General features: G+C 34.8%; 17 protein-coding genes. 3 read left to right on the plus strand and 14 right to left on the minus strand.

All coding sequences use genetic code 11. The features are described 5' to 3' along the window. Position 1: 1 nt before the first annotated feature. The 13 genes from AC4BBX_RS02355 to AC4BBX_RS02415 form a co-directional block, all read right to left on the minus strand. On the minus strand, positions 2 to 1189 hold the full coding sequence (locus AC4BBX_RS02355) for a metallopeptidase TldD-related protein (protein ID WP_490454868.1): 1188 nt from the start codon (positions 1187 to 1189) through the stop codon (positions 2 to 4). Beyond that, positions 1143 to 2456, minus strand: coding sequence for a PqqD family peptide modification chaperone (locus AC4BBX_RS02360; protein WP_490454869.1), 1314 nt, complete (start codon positions 2454 to 2456; stop codon positions 1143 to 1145). The genes AC4BBX_RS02355 and AC4BBX_RS02360 overlap by 47 nt, the downstream gene beginning before the upstream one ends. 581 nt (positions 2457 to 3037) lie before the next feature. Then, positions 3038 to 4200, minus strand: a protein-coding gene (locus AC4BBX_RS02365) for an IS3 family transposase (protein WP_490454870.1) whose coding sequence is annotated in 2 segments (ribosomal slippage) — positions 3038 to 3924 and positions 3924 to 4200 — 1164 coding nt in all. Because the reading frame shifts where the segments join, the coding sequence is not laid out codon by codon here. Between the two features lie 611 nt (positions 4201 to 4811). Then, the gene (locus tag AC4BBX_RS02370) at positions 4812 to 5657 is read right to left on the minus strand and encodes an SDR family oxidoreductase (protein ID WP_490454871.1); all 846 of its coding nucleotides are present in this window, start codon (positions 5655 to 5657) and stop codon (positions 4812 to 4814) included. 67 nt (positions 5658 to 5724) lie between these two features. Further along, positions 5725 to 6162, minus strand: coding sequence for a MarR family winged helix-turn-helix transcriptional regulator (locus AC4BBX_RS02375; protein ID WP_490454872.1), 438 nt, complete (start codon positions 6160 to 6162; stop codon positions 5725 to 5727). A 502-nt stretch (positions 6163 to 6664) separates the two neighbouring features. Further along, entirely contained in the window at positions 6665 to 8032 is a 1368-nt protein-coding gene (gene rlmD / locus AC4BBX_RS02380) for a 23S rRNA (uracil(1939)-C(5))-methyltransferase RlmD (protein WP_490454873.1), read from the minus strand. Between the two features lie 101 nt (positions 8033 to 8133). Beyond that, positions 8134 to 9162, minus strand: coding sequence for a diacylglycerol kinase (locus AC4BBX_RS02385; protein WP_490454874.1), 1029 nt, complete (start codon positions 9160 to 9162; stop codon positions 8134 to 8136). A gap of 10 nt (positions 9163 to 9172) precedes the next feature. Beyond that, positions 9173 to 10603 (minus strand): Asp-tRNA(Asn)/Glu-tRNA(Gln) amidotransferase subunit GatB, encoded by a 1431-nt coding sequence (gene gatB / locus AC4BBX_RS02390; protein WP_490454875.1) that lies wholly within the window; start codon positions 10601 to 10603, stop codon positions 9173 to 9175. After that, positions 10603 to 12072: an Asp-tRNA(Asn)/Glu-tRNA(Gln) amidotransferase subunit GatA gene (gene gatA / locus AC4BBX_RS02395; protein ID WP_490454876.1), complete on the minus strand. Its 1470-nt coding sequence runs from the start codon at positions 12070 to 12072 to the stop codon at positions 10603 to 10605. Before gatA ends, gatB begins: the two co-directional genes overlap by 1 nt. Then, entirely contained in the window at positions 12072 to 12377 is a 306-nt protein-coding gene (gene gatC / locus AC4BBX_RS02400) for an Asp-tRNA(Asn)/Glu-tRNA(Gln) amidotransferase subunit GatC (protein ID WP_490454877.1), read from the minus strand. The genes gatA and gatC overlap by 1 nt, the downstream gene beginning before the upstream one ends. 672 nt (positions 12378 to 13049) lie before the next feature. Next, positions 13050 to 15053, minus strand: coding sequence for an NAD-dependent DNA ligase LigA (ligA, locus tag AC4BBX_RS02405; protein WP_490454878.1), 2004 nt, complete (start codon positions 15051 to 15053; stop codon positions 13050 to 13052). Positions 15054 to 15082: 29 nt separating this feature from the next. Next, positions 15083 to 17326, minus strand: coding sequence for a DNA helicase PcrA (gene pcrA / locus AC4BBX_RS02410; protein ID WP_490454879.1), 2244 nt, complete (start codon positions 17324 to 17326; stop codon positions 15083 to 15085). Between the two features lie 182 nt (positions 17327 to 17508). Continuing rightward, positions 17509 to 18972 carry an alpha-amylase gene (locus tag AC4BBX_RS02415; RefSeq protein ID WP_490454880.1) on the minus strand — a complete coding sequence of 488 codons (1464 nt, stop codon included), beginning with the start codon at positions 18970 to 18972 and terminating at the stop codon, positions 17509 to 17511. 501 nt (positions 18973 to 19473) lie between these two features. Between AC4BBX_RS02415 and AC4BBX_RS02420 the strand changes: the two genes are divergently transcribed. The 3 genes from AC4BBX_RS02420 to AC4BBX_RS02430 are packed head-to-tail and all read left to right on the plus strand — an operon-like array spanning position 19474 to position 23045. Further along, positions 19474 to 20223, plus strand: a complete 750-nt coding sequence (locus AC4BBX_RS02420) for a DeoR/GlpR family DNA-binding transcription regulator (RefSeq protein ID WP_490454881.1) — start codon at positions 19474 to 19476, stop codon at positions 20221 to 20223. A 2-nt stretch (positions 20224 to 20225) separates the two neighbouring features. Continuing rightward, positions 20226 to 21137 carry a 1-phosphofructokinase gene (pfkB, locus tag AC4BBX_RS02425; protein WP_490454882.1) on the plus strand — a complete coding sequence of 304 codons (912 nt, stop codon included), beginning with the start codon at positions 20226 to 20228 and terminating at the stop codon, positions 21135 to 21137. Between the two features lie 12 nt (positions 21138 to 21149). Further along, positions 21150 to 23045 carry a PTS fructose transporter subunit IIABC gene (locus AC4BBX_RS02430; RefSeq protein WP_490454883.1) on the plus strand — a complete coding sequence of 632 codons (1896 nt, stop codon included), beginning with the start codon at positions 21150 to 21152 and terminating at the stop codon, positions 23043 to 23045. 18 nt (positions 23046 to 23063) lie between these two features. Here AC4BBX_RS02430 and AC4BBX_RS02435 read toward each other — a convergent pair whose 3' ends face one another. Next, positions 23064 to 24383: a hypothetical protein gene (locus AC4BBX_RS02435; protein ID WP_490454884.1), complete on the minus strand. Its 1320-nt coding sequence runs from the start codon at positions 24381 to 24383 to the stop codon at positions 23064 to 23066. Between the last annotated feature and the right edge of the window lie 90 nt (positions 24384 to 24473).

Below are 24473 nucleotides of genomic sequence, written 5' to 3' on the forward strand. Positions count from 1 at the left end.
GCTAGTCAGTCCTTTCATTTTTTGTATAGTTTGCCGTTCTAATTAATATTTCAGGAGAAATCATATCAACTTTTACTAAACCATTAGTCTTACTACATAAATTTGATACTTTTTTTGAATTAGATAAAGGTATCAATTCTAAAAACAGAAAATCTCTAATATTAAAATTCAATACAAAGGGTTTTACATAAGTTCCACTATTCTTTAAAAAGGCTTGAGTGACTTCTACAGAAAATTCACCAGAATAAATATCTACTTCCCCTAAATATGTATCTTCAATATATAAAGGGTTTCTAAGTTCGACAATATCATTTGTATTACTACTATTAACTTTTAATGAAATCATTCTTGGCAGGAGACCATTAGAATTATCCTCGAAAAATGTATTGCCAGTATTGGGAATTCTATACATTTTTTTTGTAGTATTATTTCCTAATAAATTAGTAATTTGGCCACAATCTATCAATTTTATATTTTTTTTTATTTTAAAAAAAGAATCATCAAGTGTTCTATTAGTATAATTTTCAATAACATCTAATTTTTTACCAAAGTTTATGTTTAATAGTCTGAGTGGGGATTTAATGAAATGGTCGGCTTCTAGGAAATGTCCTATACATTCATGAATAAAAAAAGCCGCTGCTTTAGGAGATAGGACGATATCTTCATAATCAATGTTTTCTAGTAAATCATCTTGTTCTTTATTTCGTATCATAAAATGAATTTTATTAAGTAATATGTTAGTTATTTCCTTCAATGAAAAATCATTTATAATTAAATTGTCAGCTTCTGAATTAGAGAAGTTATCAATAGTGATTTTATAAGACAAAATATAGTAACTATCTACATCTTTTTCTTTAGAAGCTGTAAAAATTTTATAGATACTTTTTTTATTTAGTTCATAGTCAATTTTTACATTAAACTTTATAGTTAAGTTATCAAATTCTTTTTGTAATAAAGAAACATTTGTATTGAATTCATCTAATTTCTTTAGTTTAGAATATTCTATCCCCAGACAATCCAAAGCTGCTTTGAATTCCTTATTAGAAATATTCTTTTGAATGTATTCATTATCATATATATTTGTTTTTTTATAGAAATTTTGCTTACTAATTTTATTGTTTAAAGAATTATATTTTTCATATTCAACCTGCAATAATATATCTTGAAGCTTCTTTTCTAATTTCGTCATATCTAGCACACTCCTCTTTATTTTTATTATATGCAGATGCAATACAGTTTCCACAACTTGCTAATAAAGGACATTCTTGACATACTTCTTTTATTGGGGATTTTAAGTTTAAAATATCCTCTAAATTTTCTATAGAAAGAATTTTGCTTAAGGATTGTTCCCGAATATCGCCAAGTACTAGTTCAGGAAGAGCGGGACAAGGAGTAATCTGGCCAGTAGAAGTTACGTGAATGTTTTGATAACCAGCACCACACTTGTTAGCATACTGTATTTCATTTAGTAACTTATCAACTTGTTCCTCACAAATATCTAAACCCACAAAGAATGTATTCGTAGTATACATTCTATCAAATTTGTTCACTGTAGAAATAAAATTATTATAGTGGTTTACCGGAATATTATTTTCTTTGGCTCTACCTTCATTAGAAGTTATACCTATACTTATTTGGGAGCAACCTAGATTTTTTACTAGACAAATAACATCTTCGAGGTCATGAAAGTTATAATCATTTATTGTAAATGCAACAGAAACACTTTTTCCATCTTGAATCATTTTGGTAATATTAGATACTGTTTGCTGGAAAGATCCCTTTCGTCCTCTAATCATATCGTGAGTCTTTTCTAGTCCATCAATACTTACTTGAATACCGATTTGATCGTATTTTTTTAATAAGTTAGCATATTTTTTAGGATAATAGATTCCATTAGTCGCAAAAATTGACATTGTTGACTTTTCTCCTAGTAACTCTATTAATTTATCTATCCCCGGTTTTAAAAATGGCTCTCCTCCTGTAACAAAAAAACTTTGAACTCCAATGTCAATCAATTCTTCAGCTAAAAGTATAAATTTATTTATATTGACTTCATTAGGTTTAGCTTTAAACGAATCATTAAAGCAATGTATACACCTTAGCTGACAAGCATTTGTTAATTCAAAAGATACCCCTACTGGAGAAATCAACTTTGAATGTCCATAAATATTTTTGTTTAAAGAATTACTATCTCCATTTTCAATAATCCCTTTGTTAATATATTCTTCTATAAAATCATGTATCGATTGTATAATTTCAAAATCAGTTAAATTATATTTATTTCTCAGCTGTTGTATAATAGCTTCCCTACTAATGCCGTTCAAACATAATTTCAATATTTCTAAACCAGATTCATTTATCTCGTGTCGTGCAAATTGGTTCTTTTTTTTATCTGCCTTTATTATCGTAGCACCTTCATATGTTTGAATGATACGTACTTTCTCATTTATTTGCATTATTATCTCTCCTCGTAAAAAAATAAATAAATAATAAATGTAAAAAAAGAAGTCTTGATTTATAAAAACAGAAATAATACTGATTTATAAATTAAGACTCCCCATTCTACATGCAATAACCACCAATACAATTTTTAAAGTGCCAAGAAATATCCCACATAACAGACTGTCAATACACGTGATTTAAATGGTGTAACTAAACATGCTCCAATTTTGGAGTTTTTTGATTCAGGCTTTTTGAAATCCATCACTATTCTCCTTTCTATTTTTGTTGAATTTAAAATATCATACTTTTAATTTTCATTGTGTATAATGTAACAAAAGGATAGTTAGATGTAACAATTAACGGATATAATTTTAGTTTATTGTAAATAACTAAAAAATTTATGTATTGTACCTTGCTAATATTTTAGTAATAGAAATATTAAATTCTTTACAATATCTTTCTTTACCATGAAATGGCAACACTTATTTTGACAAATTTTATAAGGTGTATATAGAATTCTTGCACTTTGTTTCGATTGCCCTTGACAACGAGCCTCCATGGTCATGAATTTCAACGGCAGAAGCTCAATTGGGAATTACGCTGCCTCGCTTTCGCTATCATGACCATGCTCATTGTCAAGGGTTTGCTGCGCCAATCTCTGATAACGGATATGAATGGGTGTCTCGTAGCCAAGTGTACCGTGCAAACGAAGATGATTCCACCAATGTAAGTAATCAAATAATTCTAGTTCTAATTCTTTCAAAGTCTCAAATTTTTTTGAATAAACAAATTCGATTTTGACGGATTTATACGTAGATTCTGCTACGGCATTATCATAAGGACAGCCTTTTTTACTAAGTGAACGTGTGATACCAAATGCTTGTAAAATCATTTCAATTGTTTGATTATCAAATTCTTTCCCACGATCCGTATGAAAAAGTTCTACTTCTGTTAATGGATAAGATATACGGCTGAAAGCTTTTTTTACTAGAGCCGCAGATTTATGCTCGCCACAAGAATAACCAATGATTTCACGATTGAACAAGTCTAATATCAAACAAATATAGTGCCATTTCTTTCCAACTCGTACATAGGTTAAATCCGTTACGATTGCTTCTAATGGATTTTTATGTGAAAACTCACGATTCAATAGATTTTTAACTGGCGCTTCATTACAAGAAGTCCCATGATGCTTATAGTAGGCCATCGTATAAGTAGACTTCAACCCACGATTCTTCATGATTCTGCCGATTTTACGCCGACTAACACGAATCCCTTGATTTTCTAGGCTCTTTTTTATTTTACGCGTACCATAGACTTTGCGGTTTTGATAAAAGGTTTCGGTTATCGCCTCTTCAATTTCAGCTTCACTTTGTTTTTTCTTTGGTTGATAGTAATATGTTTGGCGAGAAATCCCTAGACATTGACACATCGCTGATATAGAGTATTTGTGCTTGTTGGCATCAATTACTTGTCGTTTCGTCCGAATATCAGCGCCGCTTGCTTTAAAATATCATTCTCCATTTCTAACTGTTGATTTCTTTTTCGTAAAGCAGCTAATTCTTTTTGTTCAGGGGTTAGGTTGTCTTTTTCTTTGAATGATCCTGTTGTATTGGCTTGTTTGACCCATTTATCAAAAGCTGAGGGGGTTAATTCATATTCCCGAACGATTTCTGCTCGCGGTTTCCCAGCATTGTACAAGTCTACCATTTGTTGTTTAAATTCTTTTGAATAGGTTCTTCTTTGACGTTTTGACATAATTTTCCTCCAGGTGTTCTCTCTTATTGTAAACACCTTATTTTTTCTGTCTAGTCTAGTGTAACCTATCCACACATAATAAAAAACCGTGATTATCCTCCTGGCATAAAACCAGATTTCAAATCACGGAAAGTCCCTATTTACTTTTGTTTCTACACTCTTACTTCTCAACCCTTGATAGCGATACTACTGTCTCAACATGGCTTTAGAGGACAGAATGAATGTCTTTCGAACAGTAGGTTGTCGGAAACATATCCACTGTGTTTTTGGCACTATCGGTAGACGGAAACATATCAACTGGATTCTAATTATTCCATTAAATTTTTCACATAACAAAACGGGACTACACTAATTTCACGGATAGTATGTGGCATTCTTTTGTTTCCTAATTACACTAGGTTATGGAAGATTGTTATTCAAATAAAGTAAAGATTTATTTAAAGTTTATTTCTTCAAAAACATTATAAAATACTCACTCCTTAGATATACTTCGAACAAAAGATCCCCTTTCCAGCCTATTTTCCATTTTACAAAAGGTATTACCAAGAGCAATTCCATTAAGTAGGGCTGCTTATTGATAAAACCTTATTAAAAATTAATACTATGAAAAATTACAGCACTTTAATTACTTCATCAAATGACGTAGGTTTACGGCCTAATGCTTTTTCTAAATCGGAACTTTCAACATCTAAAGCACCTTCACGAATATCACGTTGAACGATAGTGAAGAATCCGGCAACTTCAGCAGGTAGACCTACTTGTGTTAGTTGTTCAGTAAATTGTTCATCTGTTGATGCAATTGCTTCTACTTCCTTGCCTATTGCTGCGCTTACTATTTCGGCAAGTTCTTTATATGTGATTGGTTTGCCACCTAATTCATAAATTTCTTGTTTTGGTGCTAATCCTACTAAAATTCGCACTGCAGCTTCTGCATAATCATCTTTAATTGCCCATCCAGTTTTCCCTTCTTGGGCAGAATATATCATTGACCCACTATTTTTTGCCGCTTGAATCACGAATGCTTCATTTTCTAAGTACCAGTTGTTACGTGCAAACGTATAATCTATGCCTGCATCTTTAATTAAATTTTCTGTTAATTTGTGATCTGGAGCTACTACTGCTGTTGATTCTTGAGCGTTCGGTGCACTTGTGTAAACCACAAATTTTACCCCAGCTTCTTTTAATGCTTCAATAACATTTGCTTGTTGTTCACTGCGTGTAGAGAGGTCACCTGAAGAAATGAATAATACACGATCAATATCTGTAAATGCTTTTACTAAGTCCTCTTTATTTAAAAAATCTGCCACACGTACATCAATTCCTGCATCAACTAAGTGTTGAGCTTTCTCGATTGAACGTACAGTTACCGCAATCTCTTCAATAGCTACCAATTTTTTTAAGTGTTCTACTGCTTTTCCTGCTAAATCACCTGTTGCACTAGTTACTAAATATTTCATTATTTCATTCCTTCTTTCATTTGTATATGCAATTGATAGAGCAAAAAAAGAATTATAGCGGTTAAAACTACAGATTCTCTTTTTTTAGTATTTCGCTTGCTTCATATAAATCTTTTGCAAGTTGTAAACTCTTTTCTTCCCCTAATATAGATGAATATAAATAGTATAACTCTTTAAATTGATCATCCATTTGTTGCATTAACTCTTCGCCATATTTTGTAAGATAAATATGTGTTTCTTTCCACTCCGTTTGGCGAATAACAATATCCTTTTTTACAAGCTTATCAATAAAGCGAGTGCTTGTAGAAGGCGCAATCCCTAATTTATTGCATAATTCTTTTTGAGTTGTTCCAGGGTATTCATTCACCAAAATAAGTAAGTATAAATAAGATGGTGCGATTTCTTTATCTTTAAATACATGTTCAGCGAGTTTTTCCATTCGTCTTGCAAAAAGATTAGATGTATGAAACAAGCAAGATGAAAGTATTGAACTATCAAGTTCCATTATTTTGCCACTCCTCATTTGCATACGCAAATTATCTTATACTTTTTTTATTATGTCAATAGTTTATAACCTCATTTAAAATTCTCTACTTTACTTTTTGGTTTGGTCCATCATTCCTACGGTTTTCGTTTTCTTCATGGGGCAGCATCAGTTTTTTTAAAGTTTACAATGTTAAGAGTATCGTCCAGTTATAGTTTCCCCATTTGTGGTAGGAACAGTACATTCAGAACCCTTTTCCCCCAAACGGCTGATGCATCTCCAAACAATAGATTTGGAACTATAGTTATTCCAATGTATCCGTCAGTAAATATCTCCGAATTACATCTATCCTATCTCCACAAACCCACAATTTTATCTAATCTATCTCCTCAACTACAACTAGTGTTTTACCCTAAAAATAAGCCCCCGATATGTTCCCACAGACACATATCGAGGGCTTAGGAGAGTGAATAGCTATTCTTCCATTTTATAAAACTCAGTATTTTAAAGGCGTTTCCAGACTTTACTTTCTCGTTATCAAGGCAACCGCCTCGCAGTGTGCAGTCTGCGGAAATAAATCGACAGGTTGGATTGTATCTGTTGTATAACCTAACTCTGCAAAGTGGATCAAATCTCTTGCCATTGTTGCTGGATTACATGAAATGTAGACAATTTTTTCAGGATTCATTTCGCATGCAGCATCGATAAATGATTGTTCCAGACCTTTACGTGGTGGATCAACAAAAATAACATTTGGTGCAATCTCTTCTCTTGCCCATTGCGTCATAATTTTTTCTGCTTTACCGACTAAATAAGTAGCATTTTCAATATCATTTAATTTCGCATTTTCTCTGGCATCATCGACTGCCTCTTTGATAGTTTCCATACCATATACATGATCTACTTTATCAGCAACAGATAAACCGATTGTACCGATTCCAGCATAAGCATCGATTACCACATCAGTTGCTTTCAAATCAGCTAATTCAAAGGCTGTTTGATATAAAACTTCTGCTTGTTGGGTATTTACTTGATAGAATGATTTAGATGAAATTCGGTATGTTTTTCCTAATAACTGATCTTCAATACTGTCTTTTCCAAATAATACTTTTTCAGCTGAACCTAAAATGACATTGGTTTTCTCTTCGTTGACATTTTGTACAACAGAAACCACTTCTGGTAATTCTTCATGAATAATATTTGCAATTTCGACACCTTTAAAGAATTTTGGTTTACGAGTAACTAACACAACCATCATTTCATGAGAATAATGCCCACGTCTAATAATGATGTGACGCAAGAATCCTTCGTTGGCTTCTTCATTGTAGGCTTTAATGTTAAAACGTTCTAAAATATTGCGAATAGTTAGGATTGCTTGGTCGATAACTGGATCTTGAATATAAAAGTCTTCAATAGCAACTAATTGGTGGCTGTTTTTACGATAAAATCCAGTGGTTAATTTCCCTTCAATTTTACGAATAGGAATTTGCGCCTTGTTACGATAGCCAAAAGGTTGTTCCATCCCTAATGTTGGTAGTACATTAATTTCTGGCATTTTAGCAACTCTAGTTAAAACATTTTCCACTTGTTTTTGTTTGAACGCTAATTGTTTTTCGTAACTTAAATGACTTAAAGGAGCGATTCCTGTACGTAATAAGTTTTCATTTTCAACAGTTTGACGATCTGGACTCTCTTTGATAAATTTCATAACTTTACCAAAACCGAATTTATTTCCTACTTTTAACACTTTTAGTTCCACGACTTCATCTGTTAAAGCATTTTCGACAAAAAGTGGGTAACCATCTACTTTAGCGATTCCCATTCCTTCATGCGATAGATCGATAATTGTTGCTTCTAATACTTGATTTTTTTCTACTGGGTATTGTTTCATTTTATTTTCCTCATTTCAATTTAAGCTTTTCTACACTTACTGTTAAAAAAACTAGAACATTCTCAAAACGTTCTAGTTTCAAAATGGTATTCATTCCTTTTTTATTCACCAATTGTTCCGTCTCCATCAATGTCTTCATCCTGAAGTTTTTCTACTTCACGAATAAATTCTTCACTGACTTTGTTTAAGCGATCTAAATCACCCATTACTGCATTGTTAGGAATTTTATCTAAATTGGCCAAAAATTCAATATGTTGATGCAGATTTTCAAAACGCATTGGTGCATCTCCACCGTATTCACCGTCGAGATTAATCATTAATGGTTGACTATTATTTTCCGTCCACACATTCAGATGTGATGTTTTAGTATAAATCAAACGATCATCATGAATATGCTTTCCTTTATTAAGCATCAATGCTACTAAATGAGCAATTTCCAAAATATTCGCTGTTTTTACAATAATTAATGAAAATTTGCCATCATCTAATTTGGCATCCGGAGCAATCTGTTCAAATCCACCCACTGAATTGGTTAGACCTAAAAAGAACATGGAAGCATTACCATGGTATTCACCTTCATCAAATTCAAAGTGCATATCAATAGGTTTAATTCGAGGTAATAGCTCAGCCCCTTTAGCTAAGTAAGCTAAATAACCAAAAACACTTTTTAATTCTGATGGAACCTCGTAAGTTAATTCTGTCAGGTGACCTCCAGCAGCAATATTGATAAAGTAGTTCTCAGAGGCTTTACCAATGTCCATTCTTACTGTCTGATTCTTTAAAATAACTTCAGCTGCAGCCTTAATGTTTCCTCTAGGGATTTTTAAGGCTCTAGCATAATCGTTTGTGGTACCTCCAGGAATAATCGCCATCATTGGACGCTTTTCAAGAGGTGCGATACCATTTACTACTTCGTTAATGGTACCGTCTCCTCCTGCAGCGACAATCAAATCAAAACCGGATTCCCCTACACGTCGAGCTTCCTCTCTGGCAGAAAAAGGTGTTGGTGTAGTTGCAAAAGCACTCGCTTCATATCCTGCTGTTTCTAAAATATCCAAAATGTCCGCTAAATTACTTTTTAAGGCTTCTTTTCCAGATGTAGGGTTGTAAATAACCCGAGCTTTTTTCATGAAATCCCTCTTATCGTTTGCTTAATTCTTCTTGTAGAAGTTTATTCACAACTCCAGGATTTGCTTTTCCACGAGTTGTTTTCATAATTTGACCAACTAAGAACCCAACCGCACGATCTTTTCCATTTTTAAAATCTTCAACAGATTTTTCATTGTTATCCAACACTTCATTGATAATCGGTAATAATTGAGCAGGATCAGATAATTGCACTAAACCTTGCTCCTCTACTACTTTTTTCGCTTCTCCACCATTTGTGATCAATTCACGAAAGACTTTTTTGGCAATTTTAGAACTAATTGTTCCATCTTCTACCAAAGTAATCATTCCTGCTAAATTGCTAGGTGTTAATTTTGTTTCAGCTAGTTCTAATTTTTCACTATTTAGGTAAGCTGAAACTTCCCCCATTAACCAGTTGGATGCTTGTTTCGCATCTGCCCCTTCAGCGATCGTTTCTTCAAAGAAATCAGACATTTCTTTAGTTAATGTTAATACCATCGCATCATACTCTGGTAAACCTAATTCATTGATATAACGTGCACGACGAGATTGTGGCATTTCAGGTAAACTTGCACTCACTTTCTCAATCCAAGCATCATCAATTTCAAATCGAGGAACATCAGGTTCTGGGAAATAACGGTAATCCGAAGAACCTTCCTTCACACGCATCAAAGTTGTTTTATTCGTTGTTTCATCAAAACGACGTGTTTCTTGTTGGATTTCTCCACCAGAAAGCAAAACTTTCGCTTGTCGCTTTTCTTCAAAAGCTAGACCTTTTTTTACAAAGTTCATTGAGTTTAAGTTTTTCAATTCTGTTTTTGTTCCAAATTCTTCTTGTCCATAAGGTCTTAAAGAGATATTGGCATCACAACGCATTGAACCTTCTTCCATTTTTACATCAGAAACATCTGTAAATTGGATAATAGAACGTAATGTTTCTAAATAAGCATAAGCTTCTTCAGGAGAACGCATATCTGCTTCAGAAACAATTTCAATTAAAGGAGTGCCTTGACGGTTTAAATCAACATGAGAATAACCCCCGATTCCATGCATGTTTTTACCGGCATCTTCTTCTAAATGAACACGCTCAATACGGATTTTTTTCTTTTTACCTTCAACTTCAATTTCAATCCATCCATCATGTCCAATTGGTTGATCAAATTGAGAAATTTGATATGCTTTTGGATTATCTGGGTAGAAATAATTTTTACGGTCAAAGTGAGTATCTTTAGAAATTTCACAGTTTAGAGCTAAAGCAGCCTTCATACCAAATTCCATCGCTGTTTTATTCATTACAGGTAAAACTCCAGGATAGCCCCAGTCAACAATATTGGTGTTGCTATTTGGCTCAGCTCCAAAATGAGCAGGTGCTGGAGAAAAGATTTTTGAATTAGTTTTTAATTCTACGTGGACTTCAAGCCCAATGACTGTTTCGAAGTTCATTAGCTATTTCCTCCTAAAATCACTGGTTTTTTTGTATGAAAGTCAGTTGCTTGTTCAAAAGCATAGGCTGCTTTATACATCGTATTTTCATCAAAATGTTTTCCAATTAATTGTAAACCAATTGGTAATCCTTCAGAAAATCCTGCAGGTAGAGACATTCCTGGTAACCCTGCTAAGTTTACTGGAATGGTTAAAATATCACTCATATACATTTTAATCGGATCATTAATATTTTCACCAATTCCGTAAGCAACGTTTGGTGATGATGGACCCATGATTAAATCATAATCCGCAAAGACATTGTCGAAGTCTTGTTTAATCAAGGTACGAACTTGTCCAGCTTTTTTAAAGTAGGCATCATAATAACCCGCACTTAATGAGAAGGTTCCTAACATGATACGGCGTTTTACTTCTGTACCGAAACCTTCACTACGAGAATTTACATAAACATCATCTAGATTATTCACGTTTTCTGAACGGTAACCATAACGAATACCATCAAAACGTTGTAAGTTTGAACTAGCTTCAGATGAGGCGATGATATAATAAACAGCTACTCCATATTTAGAATGTGGTAAGCTGACTTCTTCGACCGTTGCTCCTAAAGAACGGAAAGTATCTGCTGCTTTAAGTATCGCTTCTTTAACACCAGCATCAACGCCTTCACCCAAGTATTCTTTTGGTAAAGCGATTTTCATGCCTTTAATATCTCCTGTTAAACCAGCTGTAAAATCTGGAACAGCTAAATTGGCAGAAGTACCATCTTTTGGATCATAACCACTGATTGCATTTAATGCCAAGGCATTATCTTTTACACTACGAGTCAATGGACCGATTTGATCCAATGAAGAAGCAAAAGCAATTAAACCAAAACGAGAAACTCGTCCATAAGTTGGTTTCATACCGACAATTCCATTAAAAGCAGCCGGCTGTCTGATTGAACCACCAGTGTCACTTCCTAAAGACACAGCGACTTGACCTGCAGCAACTGCAGCTGCGGAACCACCTGAAGAACCACCAGGAACTTTTGTTTGATCCCAAGCATTTTTAGTCTTTTTAAAGTAAGAAGTTTCTGAACTTCCTCCCATCGCAAATTCGTCCATGTTTAATTTACCAACTGGAATTAATCCTGCTTGATAAACTTTTTCCATAACAGTTGCGTCATAAATTGGATCAAAATTATACAAAATTTTTGATGCCGCAGTTGTTAACACATCACGAGTCACAATATTGTCTTTGATCCCAATTGGAATACCAGCTAAGATATTTTCAGAAGAAATACCTTTTTCATCAATATCTTTTGCCATTTCTAAAGCTTTTTCATCATTAATTGTAATGAAAGAGTCTACTTGTGGTTCAGTTTCTTCAATTCGAGACAACGTCGCTTCTGTTAATTCAGTTGCTGTGATTTCTTTGGATGCTAATAATGTGTGTAGCTCTTCTAGGCTTTTATCATATAATTTTGTCATTATGCACTGGCCTCCCCGTTATCAATAATCGCAGGGACTTTAATAAATCCATCTTCAGATTCTGGAACGTTACGCAATAATTCTTCACGATTCCAACCTTCAACCGCTACATCTTCTCTTAATACATTGATTGTATTGACGACATTTGAAGTAAATGGTACCCCTTCTGTATCAACTTCTTCTAATGTTTCGACCATATCAATAATCTTTCCTAATTGCACGGTGAAATCTTGCAATTCATCTTCAGAGAAAGATAATTTTGCTAATTTGGCAACATGTTTCACTTGTTCTTCACTAATCGCCATAATGTCCTCCTTTTAAAATCAATGCTTTTAGGCATTTGTTTTCACTGTATTGTATCATTTAATTGAAAATCAGTGAATAAATATCATAAATGTTTTCGATAAAACCTTGATATTTATCCATCACTATAAAAACTTCCAGCTCATCCGTCCAAAAACGTCCACATCACTGGAGACCGCTTTGAGCCTCTAGTGAGTCTCAAAGCTTTCGGCGTTCAAACGGATTGTAAGGAGTAGGCTACTCCCAACAATCCGATAATTCATCCTCATCTTATGCCTATGATGTGGACGTTTTCTCCCAGATGATCTTCCAGTTTTAAGATAATACTCTGCTTAGATAACACAAAAAAGATATTTATTAAAGAAAGAACTCTCCTAAGAAACCGAAATAACAAACGAAGAAAGAGCACTTGTCGTGTTTTAAAGAGCTGAATGAATTACTCTGAATTAGTGCGCTAGCACTTAGTCAGAGTTTGAACATCAGCAGCCGAAGAGACTCCTAAGAGGCTCGCGGCGTTCTTATACAATAAGTGAACTTTCGAAGATTTGTTGTGTAGGTTTCATTTCTCTAATCTTACCTTAAAAAAAGCTGATTTTCTGTCATCTATCATAGAGTTATTGTTACTTTTTTGTCAATGTTTGGGAAAGAAAAGTTTAGAAAATAAAGTATTTGTACTAATTATGTTCAATTGCTTCAATCATTTGTGCTTCATCCCAAATAGTTATTTCTAAACTTTGGGCTTTTGTCAGCTTACTTCCTGCATCTTCTCCGGCAACGACGATATCAGTTTTCTTTGATACACTACCAGTTACTTTACCACCTAAAGCTTCGATTCTCTCTTTGGCTTCTTGTCGATTGTATTTGGTTAATTTTCCAGTCAAAACAATTGTTTTATCTTTAAAAGGAGATTCGACAGCGGCTAACTGACTAGTCGTGATTCCTAAATAATTGAAATTCACACCTGCAGACTCTAATTCATCTAACAACTCATGAACTTCTTGATTTTCAAAATAGGTCACTACACTGCTTGCAATGGTGCCTCCCATCGTATGCAAGGACAAGATTTCTTCTTCGGATGCCTGACTTAATCCGCGAACATTTTCGAAATGTTCCATTAAAATTTTGGCAGCTTTTGAACCAACATGACGAATTCCCAAACCAAACACTAAACGTTCGGCAGAATTTTCTTTGCTGGCTTCAATAGCTGATAAAATATTATTGGCTGATTTTTCTTTGATTTTGTCTAAAGTAAGTAACTCTTCTTCTTTCAAGAAATATAAATCAGCTACGTCTTTCACCAAACCTTTATCGTACATCTGTTCCAAAACTCTAGGTCCTAATCCATCAATGTTCATGGCGTTTCTTGAAACAAAATGACTTAACCCTTCTTTCATTTGAGCTGGACATTTAGGATTGATACAACGCAAAGCAACTTCTTCATCTAGATGAACTAACTCACTAGCACAAATTGGACAATGAGTAGGAATATCATAGGGCTGACTATCTTCTGCTCTTTGTTCCAAAAGCACTTGAGCAACTTCTGGGATAATATCTCCTGCTTTATAAATAATGACTGTATCATTTAGGCGAATATCTTTCATTTTAATGAAGTCACTATTATGCAGGCTTGCTCGACTAACAGTTGTTCCAGCAACTCTAACAGGTTGCATAACAGCAGTTGGTGTGACAACTCCGGTACGACCAATCGTCCATTCAATATCTTCAATCGTCGTTTGAGCTTCCTCTGGTGGAAATTTGTAAGCAGCAGCCCACCGTGGTGCTTTGACTGTAAAACCTAATTCTTCTTGTAAATGAAAATCGTTGACCTTAATTACCACACCATCTATTTCATAAGGTAGGTCCATTCGTTTTTCATGAACTTCTTCTATATAGTTCCAAACCTCTTCAACTGTCTCACACAAACGCCCTTCTGGATTGATTCTAAATCCTAATTGGTCTAATTCGTTTAGCATATCGAATTGTGTTTCTGCCTCTAAAGGAGTAACATCTGCCACTGCATAGAGAAAGGTACTTAGATTACGTTTGGCAACCAATTTTGTATCTAGTTGGCGTAAACTTCCAGCCGCTGCATTACGAGGATTGGCAAAAACTTCTAAACCAGCTTCTTCTCTTTCTTGATTTAAACGGACAAAAGAAGCTTTTGGCATATAACATTCACCGCGAACTTCAATTGAAAGTGGACTTTTCAAATTCATTGGAATGGATTTGACTGTTTTCAGATTTTCTGTAATATTTTCTCCAACGCTACCGTCTCCACGAGTGGCTCCTCGAACAAATTTTCCTTCTTCGTAACGCAAAGAAATGGATAAACCATCAATTTTTAATTCAACTGTATAAGCAACGGGATGACCAACAGCCTTTTGGACTCGTTGATCAAAAGCAAAAATTTCTTCTTGGTTAAAAACATCATTCAAACTGTATAAAGGAATATTATGAATGGCTTTTTCAAAACCTTCTAAAATAATTCCACCTACTCTTTGGGTGGGTGAAAATTCAGAGACTAACTCTGGATTGGCTGTTTCTAGATCGACCAATTCACGATATAAACGGTCGTAGACATGATCTTCCACAGTTGGCTGATCTTTAACATAATATTCATATGCGTATTGATTTAATTCGGTGACCAACTCTTCTATTCTCTTAGCTGCTTCGGTCATTTTTATCACTTCTCCTAAAAACAAATACTTTAATTTATTTTTTCAATCGGTGCAAAGGCCGCCAATAAACGTTTTACTCCTTGTTGAGTAAAAGCTACGTCTAATTCAACATCTTTTGCCGAACCACTTACTCGGACCACCATTCCAGTCCCCCATTTTTTATGGCTAACTTTGTCGCCAGCTTTCCAATCACTAGCTTCCCCACCAGTTTCAACTTTACTTGATACAGCTTTTTGAGCTGGTTGTTGATAACTTGGTTTAAAGGCAGTCGGATTAAAGGTGCCTCGACTTGGGTTTTGAGTAGCAATTGTTGGTCTAGAACTAGTTGTTTCTAATAAATCTTCCTCGATTTCTTCCATGAATCGTGAAGGACGATTATAGTTAGTACGACCATAAAGTGTCCGGGAAAAAGCATTAGTCAAATATAATTTTTCCTCCGCACGAGTAATTCCAACATAAGCCAAGCGGCGTTCTTCTTCTAATTCACTTTCTTCCATCAAAGCTCTTGATAAAGGGAAAACATTTTCTTCCATACCAATTAAAAAGACAACTGGAAATTCCAATCCCTTTGCAGCATGTAAGGTCATCAAGGTCACTTGTGTGGTTTCTTCTTCATAATTATCAATGTCAGATAGTAAGGCTAAATCATTTAGAAATAGGGTTAATTTATCTTCAGCGTCGGTATCTTCTTCTTGGCTTTCAAAACGTTTGTCAAATTCTTGAGTAACTGTCAAGAATTCTTCTAAGTTTTCAAGGCGAGCCTGTGACTCAATGGTATTTTGTAGGCGTAAATCAGCTTGATAACCACTTTTATCTAAAACTTCTTTGGTTAAATCTGTTACAGATAAAAAAGGAATCATTTGGTGGAAATCATTCATCATTTGACCAAAGTTTCCTAGCTCTTTGCCTGCTTTTCCAGAGATATTGGTTAACTCCACATTATGAGCAGCTTCTAGTAACGGCCAACCATGTAACGTAGCAAATTGACGTAGTTTCTCAACAGAACTTGCCCCAATTCCTCGTTTTGGTACATTAATAATTCGTTCTAAACTAATGGAATCGTCTAAATTAGCAATCGCACTTAAGTAAGCTAAAATATCTTTGATTTCTTTACGGTCATAGAACTTATGACCTCCTACCATTGTATAGGGAACATTGGCTTTTACTAAAGTATCCTCCACCGCACGAGATTGCGCATTGGTACGATATAATACAGCAAAATCACCGTATTTTTTCTTTTCATCGGAGATTAAACGTTGAATTTCTCTAACAATAAATTGTGCTTCATCTCTTTCAGACTCCCCACGATAATAAGTAATTAACTGACCATCTTGATTTTCTGTCCACAGTTTTTTCTTTCGACGATTATGGTTATTTTGAATAACTTGATTGGCAGCATTCAAAATGGTTTGTGTCGAACGATAGTTTTGTTCTAATAAAATCACTTCTGCATCGGGATAATCTTTCTCAAAATCCAAAATATTTTGCATATCGGCACCACGCCAACCATAGATACTTTGATCCGCATCCCCCACGACACACAAATTTCTAAAGCGTTCGGCCAAAAGATTGACTAACGTATACTGTGCATGGTTGGTATCTTGATATTCATCCACATGAATGTATTGAAATTTTCTTTGATAGTAGGCTAAGATGTCTTCATTTTCATTAAATAAACGAATGGTATTCATGATTAAATCATCGAAATCCATACATTGATTTTGACGCAATTCTTTTTGGTAATTTTCGTAACAACGACCCACAATTTGCTGGAAAAAATCTCCTTGTAAACTTTGATAGTCTTCAGGAGTCAATAAACCATTTTTAGCATTAGAGATAGCCGCTAAAATAGAACGAGGATCATATTTCTTAGGATCAATATTTTGTTCCTTTAAAATTCGTTTCATCAGTGATTGTTGTTCAGAAGAATCAATAATAGTAAAACTACGAGAATAGCCGATACAATCGACATCTCTTCTTAAGATTCGCACACACATCGAGTGAAAAGTCGAAACCCAGACATCTTCTCCGACAGGTCCTAATAAACTTTTGACACGTTCTTTCATTTCTTTAGCTGCTTTGTTAGTGAAAGTAATCGCCAAGATATTCCAAGGATTAACTTCTTTTTCTTCAATTAAATAAGCAATTCGATGTGTTAAGACACGAGTTTTCCCACTTCCCGCTCCTGCCATTAATAATAATGGTCCTTGTGTACACACCACTGCTTCTTTTTGTTTGGGATTCATTCCATTTAGTAACTTATTGGATGACATTCGACAAACATCCTTTCTTTCTCAATCCTCTTAATTATAGCATTTTCCTATCTTTCAGAAAACCGAACACAATCATTTACATGAAATTTTTATAAAAGTGTTTGTCTAGGCTAATTAAAATCAACTACCTAAATTTAAACAGTAAAAAAACTGACTATCGTGCATGATAGTCAGTTTGAACATTATTTCCATTGCTTGACAACTTCTTCTTGAACATAGATAGAGACTTGTCCATCATTAACTGGGAAAATACCTTGCCCTTTTTTGTCTAGTACAACTTTTGCGTCATTATTTCCTAAGATATCAACAAATGTTTTTCCGCGATGAATGGCACTTACGGTCATAGCTTTTTCACCACCGTTTTTATTAGTCATAACTACAGCAATTCCTGAAGTGGGTTCTTCGAAGTCTCCAGTTAAAACCCAACCAATACAATCCGGATCATCAAAATAATCAATTTGATTGCCAAAAGCCATTTGAGCTCTTAGATATAGCAAAGCATGAAGATTTTCACCAATCGCTGCAATATCCTGTGATGGAATTCCATATAAATCTCCCCAGAAGACACAAGGGACTCCTTGTTTTCTAAGCAAAGTCAGCGCATAAGCATGGACTTTGAACCAACCATCAACCCAAGATTCTAAACTTTGTCCTTTTTGCGTATCATGATTGTCAACAAATGTAACAGCATAATCCTGTCTAGTTTCAATTAAAGTACCACCGAAGATGCCTTGCATATCAAACTCACCATTGGAATTGGCTGCTTCAAAGAATCTGAAATGTAACGGTACATCAAATAAATAAATTAAGTTACCTGACGAATCAAGATAATTCTTTAATTTACCTAAGTCATTTGACCAGTACTCGCCAACAACAAAAATCCCTTTACCTTTTTCTTCTCTTCTATTGATTAACCAATCGACATAATAATCAAATTGAATATGTTTCACTGCATCCAAACGGTAACCATCTACATTGGTTAACTCTTGATGCCATTTTCCCCATTGATCCAATTGTTCTATGGTTTCAGGATTTTCCATGTCTAAATCACAACCCATCAGATAGTCAAAATTACCATCTTCTGGATCAACATCTGAATCCCAGCCCTTATTTGCAAAGTTATAGATGGCATGGTCTTTTGAGCGGGTATCAAAATCAACACCGGAAAAATTCTCCCAAGTCCAGACATAATCATTATATTTTCCATCTCTCCCAGGAAAAGTAAATTTAGTCCAGGCTTCGATCTCTTCTTCCTCGCTGACTGCTTCTGTTCGATCGTCCCAACTATATTTAACTGCTGGAACAACTTCCGTTTCATCTGCACCCATTAAATGGTTAAAAACAATATCTGCATACACTTCTAGATTATTCTCTTGTAAAGCCTTGATTGCTTCTAAATAATCATCTTTTGTTCCATATTTTGTCGCAACAGTTCCTTTTTGATCAAATTCTCCTAAATCATAATGATCATACACGCCGTATCCAACATCATCAGCTCCTGCCGAACCTTTATATGCTGGCGGTAGCCAAACAGCAGATAATCCTAAATCATGTAATTCTTTTGCTTTTTCAGCTAATAACTTCCAATGCTGACCATCAGCAGGTAAATCCCATTCAAATCCCTGTAAAATAGTTCTATGTTTCATTGAAAATCCACCTCTATCTTTTTGAATTTTATTCGTGTATTTATTAACCAGTACCCGTCTATTGTAGCCCCATTTTTCTAAGCTTGCAATTTTTATGATATCAATAAAAACTTCCATTTTTTTGAGTTTGTGGTTTTTTACACCTATAAAAGATTATAGATTAATCAAAAGTAACCTTTTTTCTTTGTTTTATAAGTTTCAAATTTCAGCTTTACTTTAACTAGATATAGTACTACCTTTTTAATCCATTCGCTACACTGCACAACGAAGTCTGCTTTTATCGACCGTGGGATCAACTGAATCCTGTATCTCCAGTCTGTCAAACTTCAAGAATACAGGCTTAGAGCCATTCCAGGCTGACCTAAGCAATCCTCTCTCGTAGTGAAGCGTCATGTTTGCTGTGAATAGTAATATAGGGATTTTCTTTTGTAGAATTTGACCGATTTTGATTGATTTTGAAAAAACACCATGTTAAAATACTTTTTGAAGAGGTGATTGGAAATGCTTACAGAAGAGAGATATCAACATATTCTTAATCGAGTGGAAGAAAATGACATTGTTACAATAAATGAACTTCTTGTTCCATTAAAAGCATCAGAATCAACTATTCGAAGAGATTTACAAAGTCTTGAGTCGAAAGGTTTGTTGACTCGTATTCACGGTGGCGCAAAAAAAAGACAAGCACTTAATTTTGAAGCCACTATGGATGAGAAGCAACAAAAGTTTCAAAAAGAAAAAATTGCGATTGCTAAAAAAGCTGCCGATCAAATTAAACATTCTGATGTCATTTATCTTGATGCAGGTACTACAACTATTGAAATAATTCCATTTATTCCAATTCATTCATCAATTAAAGTAGTCACTAATTCTGTTAAACATGCAGCCCTTTTAATTGATCGTGGTATTGATACAATTATTTTGGGTGGTTTTATCAAACTTGCTACAAATGCCGTTTTAGGAAATTTTTCCTTACAACAGTTGCAACAATATCGCTTTGACAAAGCTTTTGTAGGAATGAACGGTGCTCACCTTGAAGCTGGCTTTACGACTCCAGATCCAGAAGAAGCTGCTGCTAAGAAACTTGCTATGTCTCAAAGCCAAACTGCCTTTGTTTTGTTGGACTCATCAAAAGTTCAGCAAACAACTTTTACACAAGTCGCACCACTCGATGCAGCGACAATTATTACTAACCAACTACCTAAAGAGTTAGCTAAAAAAATTCGACTGCATACTACTATTTTGGAGGTGTAAGTATGATTTACACAATGACTTTAAATCCTTCTATTGACTACATTGTTCATGTGAATGATTTAAAAATGGGCGATGTAAATCGCATGTCACAAGATTTTAAGTTACCCGGCGGAAAAGGAATTAACGTTTCTCGTATTTTACAACGTATTGACTCTACTTCTACTGCACTTGGTTTTTTAGGTGGCTTTACTGGAGAATTCATTGAAAAATGGATGAAAGAAGAAGGTATTGATTGCCGCTTTACTCCTGTTAAAGATGATACTCGAATCAATGTGAAATTAAAATCTGTGGAAGAAACTGAAATAAACGGACAAGGTCCTACTCTTTCAGAAGAAGAAGTTCAGGGATTAAAAGACTCCTTGGCAAATCTTTCCAAAGGTGACATCGTTGTGCTTTCCGGAAGTACACCAGGAGGTCTACGAAAAGGTTTCTACCAAGAGTTAATTCAATTAATTGAAGCACAAGGCGCCGAATTTGTTATTGATACAACAGGTGATGATTTAATGCAGGCTTTAAGCCATCATCCACTGTTAGTAAAACCAAATAATCATGAATTGGCTGAACTGTATCACACAACTTTCCATTCTTTAGAAGACATTATTACTCATGGCCAAAAACTTTTGGCTGAAGGTGCAAAAAATGTCTTAATTTCCATGGCTGGGGATGGTGCTTTATTGATTACAGAAGCTGCAATTTATCAATCCAATGTTCTAAAACGTGAGTTGAAAAACTCTGTTGGTGCTGGAGATTCAATGATTGCTGGTTTTATTGGACAATATGCAAAATCTCAAGATTCAGTAGAAGCATTCAAATGGGGCGTTGCTTGTGGAAGTGCCACTGCTTTTTCTGATGACTTAGCTGAAGCAGATTTTATCAAAGAACTACTACCCGAAGTAGAAATTACTAAATTATAGGAGGATTTACGAATGAAAATCAATGATTTATTGATTAAAGATGCAATGATTATGGATTTAAAAGCAACTACGAAAGCAGCTGCTATCGATGAAATGGTACAAAAAATGTTCGAAGCTGGACGTATTTCAGACATCGAAACTTACAAAGCAGGAATTTTAGCCCGTGAAGCACAAACTTCAACTGGTTTGGGTGATGGAATTGCCATGCCTCATGCTAAAAATGCAGCGGTTAAAGAAGCGACTGTTTTATTTGCAAAAAGCGAAGCTGGTGTAGATTATGAAGCATTAGATGGTCAACCTACTTTCTTATTCTTTATGATCGCTGCTCCAGAAGGTGCAAATGATACTCATTTACAAGCATTAGCTGCCCTATCTCGCCAATTAATTGACCCAGACTTTGTAGCTAAATTAAAAACTGCAAATACACCAGAACAAGTGCAAGCAATTTTTGCTGCAGCTGAAGAAGAAACAGCTACTGAGGAAGAAACAGTTGTCACACCGTCAGCGGATCGTCCATTTATCGTAGCTGTAACTGCTTGTCCTACAGGAATTGCCCATACTTATATGGCCGAAGATTCTCTAAAGAAAAAAGCTAAAGAATTAGGCGTTGATATTAAAGTTGAAACAAATGGTTCAGAAGGCGTTAAGAATCGTTTGACTGCCGATGATATTTCTAAAGCAGTAGGAGTTATTGTTGCTGCTGATAAAAAAGTTGAAATGAATCGTTTTGACGGCAAACCATTAGTTAACCGTCCAGTTGGTGATGGTATTCGTAAAACGGAAGAACTAATCAACCTTGCTTTAAGTGGAAGTGCACCAGTTTTCCATGGCGATGGTAGTTCTTCGGAAGAAGCAACTACTTCTGGTTCTGTTGGTCAAGAAATTTACAAAAACTTGATGAATGGCGTTTCACATATGTTACCATTTGTTATTGCAGGTGGAATTTTAATCGCTATTTCATTCATGGTTGACCAATTCATTGGTGTTCCAACAGAGTCTTTAGGAGATTTAGGTGGCTACAATACTGCTGCTGCTTGGTTTAATGAAATTGGTGGAGCTGCATTTGGCTTCATGTTACCTGTCTTAGCTGGTTTTATTGCTATGAGTATTGGTGATCGTCCTGGTTTAGTTGCTGGTTTTGCAGCTGGTGCATTAGCTAATGCTGGTGGTTCTGGTTTCTTAGGAGCTTTATTAGGTGGTTTCATTGCTGGTTACGTGATTGTTTTCTTACGTAAAATTCTTAAAGGTTTGCCAAAATCTTTAGATGGAATTAAAACCATTCTATTTTACCCATTCTTTGGTTTGTTAATCACTGGTTCAATTATGTTATTAATCAATGGCCCAATGTCAGCAATTAATAATGGTTTAAATAACTTCTTACAAGGATTAGATGGAACAAATGCTGCCTTGTTAGGCGCTTTACTTGCTGGAATGATGGCTACTGACTTAGGTGGTCCAATTAACAAAGCTGCTTATGTATTTGGTACTGGTACTATTGCTGCAACTGTCGCTGAAGGCGGAAGTGTTGTAATGGCTGCTGTAATGGCCGGTGGTATGGTTCCTCCATTAGCAATCTTTGTAGCTACTCGCCTATTTAAAAACAAATTTACAAAACAAGAAAATGAAGCTGGTCTAACAAACATCGTTATGGGGTTATCATTTGTAACTGAAGGTGCTATTCCTTTTGCAGCTGCTGATCCATTACGTGCAATTCCTAGTTTCGTGGTAGGTTCTGCTGTTGCTGGTGGTTTAGTTGGTTCATTCGGTATCCGTTTAATGGCTCCACACGGTGGTATCTTCGTAGTTCCACTACTTTCCCAACCAATTCTTTATTTAGTATTCGTAGCTGTTGGTGCTGCACTCTCAGGAATTATGTTAGGTGCTTTAAGAAAACCTATTGAAAAATAATTAGTAAAAACGAGAAGGTCAAACCTTCTCGTTTTTTTGTGTATTTATTAATTGTAATGGTAAAAATTCAACTCTCAAACGTTGTTCACCTTTGACTAAGCGTAGTTCTTTTTTTCTTTTTACGTTTGTGTTTTCAGTGATATAAAAATCGTTTAAGCGTTGTTTTAACTGCTGGAATGGTATTTTAGATAAATATTTTTCTGGTAATAAGAAAGTTAGCACCGGTTGATAGGCACTATATTGCTTCTCTTGTATCTTAACCTCCATGTATTGACGAATATAATACTCGTAAGCCGCAAGTCCATCGTCTACCGTTTGTTCTAATAATAAGGGAATTGTATTTTTTAGTTGTCGTTGTCGATTATCAATGTCAGGAAAAAAAGCTTGTGCATTTAATGTCCCTTTCACACGATGAACTTCTTCTTTTTTCGTTTCTAAATCATATGTTCTGGTAACAAAATGAGTTGCTTGGATCTTTGGAACTGGTTGAAAATAGTCGTTTTGATATTGGATAATTTGGTAATTTTTGGGAGAAAGTTGAAACTCTACATAGGAATCTCGTAGCAGTCCAATGCCATTTAAGCGGGTCAATTGATCAAATCCCAACTGATCTCTAAATTTGCGCTGAAATTGAAGATTCTGAGGATGATCCCACGCAAATGGGTCTGAATAGAGTTCAACCATCAGTGTATTAGGATGAATTTCTTGAACTTGGTCAATTTGTTGTACTTCCTTAATTAAATTCAAAGGAAGAATTCCACTGTATTCTTCACCAAAATACATTCGCCAACAAGAAGTAAAACAGAAACCCGTATGAAAAAGATCATATCCAGAAAAATAATGGCCATCTACAATAATTTCTCCTGCTTCTGTTTTTTTCTTGGGGTGTTCGTTGGTCTCTTTTACTGTTTCAACCAATTCTCGGTGGTCTACTTTTTCAATATTATGATATAAGAATTCATCATAAGAACGTACGTAAGCGAATCTAGCTATTTTCATGCGTATACTTAAATAGTCTAAAATCAATTCTTTATGATGAATAAATTGTTCTTTCGACAAATAGACTCTCTCAATAATCATCTGATGAAACTTTTGGACAACTACCTCACTCCAACCATCATGAATTCGTAGGCTGAAATCAGCTTTTGAAGGGATATTTTGAATACAATCTGTCAAGTTATCTATCGTAAAAACATCTTGTGCTGCATTCGTTTCTATATATTGAGGATCAAACACTAAACGACCTAATATAAAGCTATCTTGCAGAAAATCATGAATATTCGAAATTTTATTTGCTACAGTTTGAATATAGATATACATTTTTTCCGTTTTTTGCATTTGATCACCCCTCTTCATCTTTATTGTAACACATTCACAATAGCTGATTCTCTATAAGAACTCTCCTCAATCATTAGAATTTAAATTTTT

Source organism: Enterococcus sp. AMC1157 (assembly GCF_058216555.1).